Source organism: Gemmatimonadota bacterium (assembly GCA_016719105.1).
In the GTDB taxonomy this organism is placed as follows: domain Bacteria; phylum Gemmatimonadota; class Gemmatimonadetes; order Gemmatimonadales; family Gemmatimonadaceae; genus SCN-70-22.
The window spans coordinates 1-8,875 of sequence record JADKAQ010000032.1; the positions used below are offsets into that span (position 1 = coordinate 1).

The 8,875-nt window shown below is 69.0% G+C and carries 7 protein-coding genes and 1 pseudogene; 6 read left to right on the top strand and 2 right to left on the bottom strand.

What is annotated here, in order from left to right:
* From IPN47_23120 to IPN47_23130, 3 genes are all read left to right on the top strand, one after another.
* Positions 1 to 805, top strand: an 805-nt coding sequence (locus IPN47_23120) for a TolC family protein (protein ID MBK9410887.1), incomplete at its 5' end; no start/stop codon positions are given.
* A gap of 155 nt (positions 806 to 960) precedes the next feature.
* A complete protein-coding gene (locus IPN47_23125; GenBank protein ID MBK9410888.1) occupies positions 961 to 2,517 on the top strand; it encodes an efflux RND transporter periplasmic adaptor subunit in 1,557 nt (518 codons plus the stop codon).
* Entirely contained in the window at positions 2,514 to 3,218 is a 705-nt protein-coding gene (locus IPN47_23130; GenBank protein ID MBK9410889.1) for an efflux RND transporter permease subunit, read from the top strand. The genes IPN47_23125 and IPN47_23130 overlap by 4 nt, the downstream gene beginning before the upstream one ends.
* Before the next feature lie 32 nt (positions 3,219 to 3,250).
* Here the strand turns inward: IPN47_23130 and IPN47_23135 are convergent, their stop codons facing one another.
* On the bottom strand, positions 3,251 to 3,520 hold the full coding sequence (locus tag IPN47_23135) for a hypothetical protein (GenBank protein MBK9410890.1): 270 nt from the start codon (positions 3,518 to 3,520) through the stop codon (positions 3,251 to 3,253).
* Positions 3,521 to 3,711: 191 nt separating this feature from the next.
* Between IPN47_23135 and IPN47_23140 the strand changes: the two are divergent.
* A pseudogene (locus tag IPN47_23140) lies at positions 3,712 to 4,692 on the top strand (efflux RND transporter permease subunit).
* A 127-nt stretch (positions 4,693 to 4,819) separates the two neighbouring features.
* A complete protein-coding gene (locus IPN47_23145; GenBank protein MBK9410891.1) occupies positions 4,820 to 6,157 on the top strand; it encodes an efflux RND transporter permease subunit in 1,338 nt (445 codons plus the stop codon).
* On the opposite strand, the gene IPN47_23150 is transcribed toward IPN47_23145, so the two are convergent.
* A complete protein-coding gene (locus tag IPN47_23150; protein ID MBK9410892.1) occupies positions 6,124 to 6,651 on the bottom strand; it encodes an Ig-like domain-containing protein in 528 nt (175 codons plus the stop codon). The genes IPN47_23145 and IPN47_23150 overlap by 34 nt on opposite strands.
* A 1,571-nt stretch (positions 6,652 to 8,222) precedes the next feature.
* On the opposite strand from IPN47_23150, the gene IPN47_23155 reads away from it, so the two are divergent.
* Entirely contained in the window at positions 8,223 to 8,603 is a 381-nt protein-coding gene (locus IPN47_23155) for a hypothetical protein (GenBank protein MBK9410893.1), read from the top strand.
* Positions 8,604 to 8,875: the final 272 nt, after the last annotated feature.

Below are 8,875 nucleotides of genomic sequence, written 5' to 3' on the forward strand. Positions count from 1 at the left end.
GGTCGGCGACGGGCGTCAAGCGGACGTGCTGCGGGCCCGGGTCGAGATCGCCCGCATGGACGAGGAAGTGGTCCGCATGGGCGCGATGCTCGCGGGCGCGACGGCGCGACTCGCCGCGGCTGCCGATTCGCCGCCGGATGCTGTGGCCGGCGCGTCGGTGTTGCCGGCGTTCCCGGACACGCTACCCGCACTCGAGACCTTGGAGAGTCTCGCGTTCGAGACGCGGCCGATGCTCGCCGCTGGTGCCGCCGACGTGCGCGCTGCGTCCGCCGACGCGAGGCTTGCCCGGCGCGAGTTGTGGCCCGACCTGCAGGTTGGCGTGCAGTACGGCCAGCGACGCATGGAAATGGGGGTGGACCGCATGGGAAGCCTCATGATCGGCGCCTCGCTCCCGATCTTCGCCCGATCCCGGCAGCTCCAGATGCGCGAGGAGACCGCGGCGATGCACCAGATGGCCGAGGCGGAACTGACCGCTATGCGCGCGGAAACACGCAGCCGACTCGGCGAGGTCTTCGCGACGCTCGCGAGCACGCGCCGCCTTCGCGAGCTCTACCGCGCGACCGTCCTCCCCCAAGCCGACGCGGCGACGATGTCCGCGCTCGCCTCGTACCGGTCGGGCGCCGTGGACTTCATGACTGTGATCGACAACCAGATGGGCGTGAACCGGTACCGGCAGGAGCTCTTCACACTCGACGCGGCGGAAGGCCGCGCGTGGGCCGAGCTCGAGATGCTGGTCGGTCGTCCGCTCCTACCCCAGACCAATTCGGCCTCCGCGTTCCCGCGCGCCGGCAGAGGTGCCCCGTGACGCCCACGCCGAACGATCCCCTCTCGAACCAGCCACACCACGCGCCCCCGCCGAACGAGGCGCGGCCCCCCGAGCCGACCGCCCCACCTGTTCTTGCATCGCAGGCGCCGGTCCCGCAGCGCGCGCGTCCGCCGGTCGCGCGTCGGCTCCTCCGGGTGACGGCCCTCGTGGCGGTCCCGGTCGCGGCGCTGGTCGTCGCATGGTGGCTGACGCGAACGTCGACGGTCCCGACCGCGACCGGTGGGCACGACCACACGACGATGGCCGCGCCCGTCGGCGCGGCCTCCCCTGTGTCGCTGACCGGCGATCAGGCGCGCCGCATCGGCGTGACGTTCGCCCCCGTGACCGCCAGTGTCCTCCCGCGGGAGATCCGTACGGTCGGACAGGTCACCGTGGACGAGACCCGCGTGCAGACCATCGCGCCCAAGATCGACGGCTGGGTCGAGCATCTCTATGTCAACTTCACCGGTCGAGTGATCCAGCGGGGCGAGCCACTCATGCGCGTGTACTCGCCCATGCTCGTGACGGCCCAGGAAGAGTTGCTGCTGGCGCAGCGACTCGTGGGTGACGTGGCGGGCGGCGCGCCGGACGCGCAGGCTGGCGCGGCAGATCTGGTCGCGTCCGCCCGCCGACGTCTCGCTTATTGGGACATCCAGGCCGACGAGATCGCCGCTATCGAACGAAGTGGCCAGGTGCAACGCACCCTGACACTGCGGTCATCGGCGACCGGCGTGGTCGTCGAGAAAAACGTCACGACGGGGCAGCGCATCATGGCCGGCGAGGCGCTCTTCCGCGTCGCGGACCTGACGACGGTGTGGGTCGAGGCCGACGTGTACGAACAGGACCTGCGTGCGATCCGCACCGGACAGATCGCCGTCGCCGAGTTCGACGCGTACCCCGGCGAGCGGTGGACGGGTCGCATTGCCTACGTCTATCCAACGCTCGATACCGAGACGCGCACCGTGCGGGTGCGCGTGGCGCTCGCCAACGCGGGGGTGCGCCTCAAGCCCGGCATGTACGCCACGCTTCGGATCACGGGGGCGTCCAGTGCCACGGGGGCGGCCGTGCTCACCGTGCCGCGCGGGGCGGTGCTCTCGACGGGCGAGCGGACCCTCGTATTCGTCCGCCGAGCCGATGGTCGGCTCGAGCCGCGCAGCGTGCAGGTGGGCGCTGCCTCGGACGACCGTATCGAAATCCTGCGCGGCTGGCACTCGGCGACACGGTCGTCGCATCGGCGACCTTTCTCGTCGACTAAGCCGAGGTCAACCTCGGCACTGCGCCCTCGGCGGGATGGGCGACATGCCCGGCATGAGGATCACGGTCCGGGCCAGGACGACTACCGCCGTCGCGTGCGCCCGCCGATCCGGGGTCACGACCCGCCCCGCGTCCTGCGAGGCCGATGCCGGACATGCGCATGCCGGACACCTCCGGCACACCGGGCACACCGGGCACACCGGGCACACCGGGCACACCGGGCACACCGGGCAGGCCGAACCCGACCGAGCCGGTTCCGTCGACCGCAACGCGGGGCGGCGAGACACACGCTGGCCACGGCGGGAGGTGACGCCATGCTGAAGCACATCATCGAGTGGTCGGTCCGCAACCGACTCATCGTGTTCCTGCTGACCGCGGGCCTGGTTCTCGGAGGCATCTGGTCGATCCGTCGCACGCCGCTCGAAGCACTCCCCGACTCCGAGCGCGTCTGCGGGTGATCGTGCAGGCCGAGCACGGCGAGGCAGGCGCCACGCATCGTCGAGATCAGGTCACGTACCCGGTGGCGGCCGAGATGCTCAAGGTGCCGGGCGCGCGCACCGTGCGCGGCTACTCGTTCTTCGGCGTCTCCTTCGTGTACGTCATCTTCGAGGACGGCACGGATCTGTACTGGGCGCGCACCCGCGTCCTCGAGTACCTGAATGGCATCAAGGGGAAGCTCCCCGCCTCGGTGTCGCCGACGTTAGGCCCGGACGCGACCGGGCTCGGGTGGGTGTACCAGTACGCGCTCGAGGACACGACGGGGCGTCTGGACCTCGGCGAGCTGCGTAGCATCCAGGACTGGTACCTCCGGTACGCGCTGACCGCCGTCCCCGGCGTCGCCGAGGTGGCAAGCGTCGGCGGGTTCGAAAAGCAGTACCAGATCGACATCGATCCGGCCAAGCTGCTCGCGTACGGCATCCCGATCACCCGCGTGATGTCGGCGATCCAGAGCGCCAACAGTGACATCGGCGCGATGGCCGTCGAGCTCTCCGAGGCGCGAGCAATGGTGCGCGGGCTCCGGCTACCTCAAGACCATCGGCGACATCGAGAGCGTTGTGGTGGGCGCCACCGCGTCGGGCCGCCGGTTTCGCTGAGTCTCCGGAAGCTCGGCCGTGTGAGCGGCCGGCCCGGCGGTCCGCCGCAGGGTCGCGGACCTTGATGGCCGCGGCGACGCGGTCGGCGGCATCGTGATCAGCGGCGGTTTGGCGAGAATGCGCTCGCCACCATCGCACGCGTCAAGGCGAAGATCGCGGCGTGCAGCCAGGGCCTCCCGCCCGAGTCGTCGTGCGCCCGGTCTACGACCGGAGCACGCTGATCCAACGGGCCATCGACAACGGTGCGCGAGACGTTGATCGAGGAGGCGGTGATCGTCGCCCTCATCTGCGTCGTCTTTCTCCTCCACGTGCGCTCGGCGCTCGTCGCCGTGGTGACGTTGCCGATCAGCGTCGTGATCGCCTTCATCGGTCTGCGAGCGTTCGGGATCGGCGCCGACATCATGAGCCTGGGAGGCATCGCCATCGCCATCGGCGAGATGATCGACGCGGCCATCGTGATGGTGGAGAACATGCACAAGCACCTCGAACGCGCCGCGCGGCACGTTGCCCGGGGCCACCCAGCGGCTGGATACGGCCACGCCCTCGACCCAGGAACGGATGGAGGTGGTACTCGACGCCGCGAAGGAAGTGGGGCCCTCGCTCTTCTACTCGCTGCTCATCATCACCGTCTCGTTTATTCCCGTTTTCACGCTCGAGGGGCAGGAAGGACGGCTCTTCAAGCCGCTCGCGCTGACGAAGACGTTTGCAATGGCGGCAGCGAGTCTGCTCAGCATTACGCTGGTTCCGGTCCTCATGGGAATCTTCATCCGTGGGAAGATCTACCGCGAGGAGCGGAACCCATTAAGCCGGGCAATGATCCGTGCGTACCGGCCGATGCTCGCGTGGACGATGCGCCACCGCTGGCCGGTCATCAGCGCGTCGGCCGCGGCGCTCATCCTGACGTGGATCCCCTTCCAGCGCATCGGCAGCGAGTTCATGCCGCCGCTCGACGAGGGGACGATCCTCTACATGCCGACGACGCTCCCCGGCATCAGCGTGGCCCGCGCGCGCGAGCTGCTGCGGCAGCAGGACGCTATCCTGAAGTCATTCCCCGAGGTCGCGAGCGTGTGGGGCAAGGCGGGGCGCGCCGAGACGGCGACCGATCCGGCGGGGCTGGACATGGCAGAGACGACCATCTCACTGAAGCCTGCGTCCGAGTGGCGTCCCGGCATGACCTACAACCGCCTGATCGCGGCCATGGATTCAGCGGTGAGCATGCCAGGGGTGACCAACGCGTGGACGATGCCAATCAAGGGGCGCATCGACATGCTCGCCACTGGCATTCGCACGCCGGTGGGCGTGAAGCTCTACGGCCCGGACCTCGGAGAGCTCGAACGCCTTGGCAAGGAGCTCGAGGGGCATCTCAAGATGGTGCCCGGTACCCGGAGCGCCTTCGCGGAACGCGCGGTCAGCGGCTACTACCTGGACATCGACATCGACCGCGCGGCGGCGGCGCGGCACGGGCTGAACGTCGGCGACATCCAGACGGTGATCGCCACCGCCATCGGCGGCATGACGATCACGCAGACCGTCGAGGGGCGCGAACGCTACGGCGTGCGTGTCCGCTATCCCCAGGAACTGCGCGGACACCCCCGAGCGACTCGCGTCCGTGCTCGTGCCGGTGAGCCACGGGTTAGGGGCGGGGGCTGCAACGAGGGGCGGGGCCATGACGGCCGGCATGTCGTCGGCCCAGGGCGACGCCGCGCCGCCCTCCCGCGCCGGCGTGTCGCAGGTCCCGTTGGGGCAGGTCGCCACCATCCGGCAGACCGCGGGGCCGATGGTCGTCCGCACCGAGGACGCGCAGCCGACCGCGTGGGTGTACGTGGACGTCGGGGGCCGCGACATCGGTGGGTACGTGGCCGAGGCGAAGCGAATGGTGGCGCGTACGATGACGCTGCCGCCGGGCTACACGCTCGCGTGGAGCGGGCAGTACGAGTACATGGAGCGCGCCAAGGCGAAGATGCAGGTCGTCGTCCCAGCGACGCTCGCCCTCGTGTTTCTGCTGCTCTACTTCAACTTCAAGAATGTCGGCGAGACGCTGATCGTGATGCTCTCGATCCCGTTCACGCTGGTGGGCGGCGTCTGGTTCCTCTGGGCGCTGGACTACGACTGGTCCGTCGCCGTCACCATCGGGTTCCTTGCGCTCGCTGGCGTCGCGGCGGAGACAGCGGTCATCATGCTCGTGTATCTCGACAGCGCATGGAAGGAGCGGCGCGCGTCCGGTCGCCCCGCGGGGGTGCCGGAGCTCTACGCGGCCGTGATCGAGGGCGCGGTGGAGCGCGTGCGCCCCAAGATGATGACCGTCGCCTCGACGATGATCGGGCTTTTGCCGATCCTGTGGGGGACCGGCACCGGCGCGAGCGTCATGAAGCGTATCGCCGCACCTATGATCGGTGGCATGGTGAGCAGCACGATTCTTACGCTGCTCGTCGTGCCGGCGATCTGGTCTCTGGTACAAGAGCGCGGACTACGCACGGCCGCGCGCAAGGCGGACGACCCATCCGGGCCGCACGTGCCGGGAACGCTTGCCGGGAGCACCGCCTCGCGTCGCGTGCGTGGACGGTCGGCTTCCGGGGCGTCGCCCGCGGAAGCCGTGGTGGTGCGGATCTTCTGGGAGGAGCCATGCGGCGCTCGCGTGCGTTCCGGGCCCGGCGGTCCGCCGTCGACCAGACGGCAACGGGGTGGCAGAAGCGCGTCGAACTCGCCTCCAGCGTGGGCGCCGGGATTCTCGGAGCCGGCAGGAGCGCGCGGAGGGCTCGAGGCTCCCCGCCTGGTCGGTCGCCCTCTGGTGAATCTGCTGGGTCGCGCTGCTTGCGCCCGCGGCCTATCTCGTCGCGCGCGGATAGCCCACGACGGCCGACCCGTCGACCGGCGACCCATCGACCGGCGACGCATCGGCCGCGACCCTTCGACGACCGAGACGGCGAAACGCGGCCGCAGACTCCACGGCTGCGCTTCGCCTCCGTCGGCTCACGCGGTGGTGAACGTGAAGATCATCCCGTAGCTCCCGTCGGCTCCCCGCCAGCCGGCGCCCATCATCCCCATCCCGCCGCTCATCATCCCCTCCGAGACCGCCCTCCCGCCCAGCGACGCGCACTGGGTGTGGTCGAGCGGCCTCCCATTCTGACCCTGCATGTCTCCGCCCATGTGGATGACGTAGGTGGTCCGGGCCCTGAGCGGTACGTCGGGTGTGAAGGTCAAGGTCCGACGGTCTGAAGACCAGCGCCACTTCCCGCCTACGGCGGACCCGGTGAGCGACCCCTCGTGGACGACGATGTACTTCTCCATATCGCGGCCCATCGGCCGGGAGAAGTTCATCGCCATCGACATGGTGATCGACACGCCCGTGACGCCGTTCGCAGGCGAGACCGACTGCAGTGCGGCCCGCCCGGTGTCGTCTGGCCCGCCCAGGATTGCGTCGCCCGAGCAGGCGGCAAGCGTCGCGAGCGCGCCAGACGCGATGAGGACAGACCGTGCCGTGCGCGTCCAGTTCCGCATAGGTACCTCCAGTGAACGTCCATAGGCGTACGATCAGCGCGGAAGCGCAGGTCGGCGCGCGGGACCCCGATCTTCCAATGTCCGGCCCAGCCGCGGCGATGTCAGTCGGAGGTCGCGTAGAAACACGCGGCGCTTCCCCGACAACCGCCCCGTCCGCATTCCCGGATGCGAGGAGGGGGGCGGATCTCCATATTCGTCGGACGCACGCCCCCGCTGCTTGCTGGGCGGTCGAGGGCTACGCTGTGCCACGAATCGTGGCATCCCGTCCATGTCGGCTGTCCCCTTCGCGCCCGGAACCGCCGCGCCTGCCAGCCCCACCGTCCCGGTGCCGCCGGAGCCGCTCCGCGTCCTCCTCACGCGCTCGCGAGAGGGCGTCGGCAGCACGTACCGCACCTGTTTCCTGTGGGAAGCGCGGGTCACGAACTTTCGGTCCATCCTCCGAGGCATCCTGGCGGTCGTTCGCGAGATCGAGGCAGGCACATTCGGCAACGCGTACCGCGGCTCCTCGCTCAAGACGGTCTTGCACTCGGTGGCCGAGCAGCGCGAGCATTCCGAGGCGCCGACCGCGTGGCTCTGGAAGCAAAACTTCTCATCCCGGACACCTACGAATCGCCGGAGAACCATTGCGCCTTCGGCCGCTTTCTCGATACGTGCGTGCGCTGTACCACGGAGGTGCAGGTCCTCGCGGCCGTGCGGCGGCTCGCGGTCGTCCAGAAGTCTTTTGACACTTTGGAATGGAAGTCCCTTGACATTGCTCCACAAAGCTGCCGTCGGATTCCTAACGAACGGAAAACTGGGCGAGGTTGTGAGCCCCTACCGACCATCTTGCCGACCCCGGCAGGGATGGTCGAGTCGCTCTGGGGCGCGAAGCCGCCTGTCGTCGCCCGGACTTCAACGTGCAGTCTCGTCACCACCGCGCCCCCGAATTGACAGACCCGCCGCCTGGCGGTAACCGTCCGGGACCTGACGGGTCCGGGAAAGTATGGCCGCACCAGCAGCAGCCGCAGCCCTTCTCGGGGAGCCACCGTGCTTGGCCGAGACGTGCACACCGATATCGAGCTTGCCGCGAGATCGCTCAAAGGAGGGCTCCCCTCCCGGGGTCGCTCACCCACCTGGTCGAGGAACTCCACCCGGCCTTATCGCCATCAATTGATCTGCGCCCTCGTCGGGTCCGACCGCGCGCTCGATCTCAAACAGAGGAACCGCGAGCGACTGTCTCCTCTGAATCAGATCGGCTGGCGCGTTTGGCGCGATCGCCGTCGGGCAGAGAGGAGGCCCCAGGAGACCGGGACACCGCATACCGGTGGCTCGGGACACAACCGGGCGCTGGAGGGGCGGCAGCCTCTGGAGTTACTCGGCACGGACGCAGGCGCGACGGAGGTGCAGGGAGGTGCTCGTGCGCATCGAGCACGGCGTATACGGCTGAGTCACGCTTGAAGGTAGTCGGCCTGCTCCGGTGCGGCCTCCAACGGCCTATCAGCCCCAGATCCCGCTCATGCCTGACCCGAATATCCAACGTTGGGGAGACGCGCTCTGCTGGGTCGACCGCTGCATCGCCCGGCGCCGAGGCCGTGAAGCTGATCGACGTGCTCTGGCTGAAGCGCGACCCGTTCGGCGTCCCGACCGGCGGCGTCGCCGGCGCGTTCGAGGTGGAGCAGACGACATCCATCGACTCAGGGATCGTTCGAGTACTCGACGTGGCGCTCGGCGCACCGGATGCGGCCGTGACGCACCTGTTCCCCGTCGCGCCAGACGAGCGTGAGGCCGATGTGCGAGCGCCACTCGCGCGCCCCGCGTTCAGCCGCGTGTCAAATCTTCGCGTACGCTACCTGCCATACGGTGAATTTGCGCGTCCCCGAGCAACCATGGCGCGCTTCGGCACGGGGATGACGGCCGTCGAGGCGGTCGCGAACCTTGGTTTGATCTGCCCGATCAATGTGACGGGATTGTAAACCGCGCTCTGAATCCGTGCGCGGCCAGTACTGATGCGTAGAACAGGGGACGTCCGGCCCGCGACGACCAGTGGATCGCGCTGATGTGCCAGCCGTCAGGGCGGCAGTCGCGCGGGTCAGGATTCATCAATTCCGCACCGGCCGTATTGATCGCGCGCCCTCGATATTCGCCCTGGGTGGTGCTCGTGGACGTCGACCACGCGACGTCGCCACCTTTACCACGACGCGCACCGCGCTGCGTTCACTCTTCACGGCACGCGCAGAAGCCGATG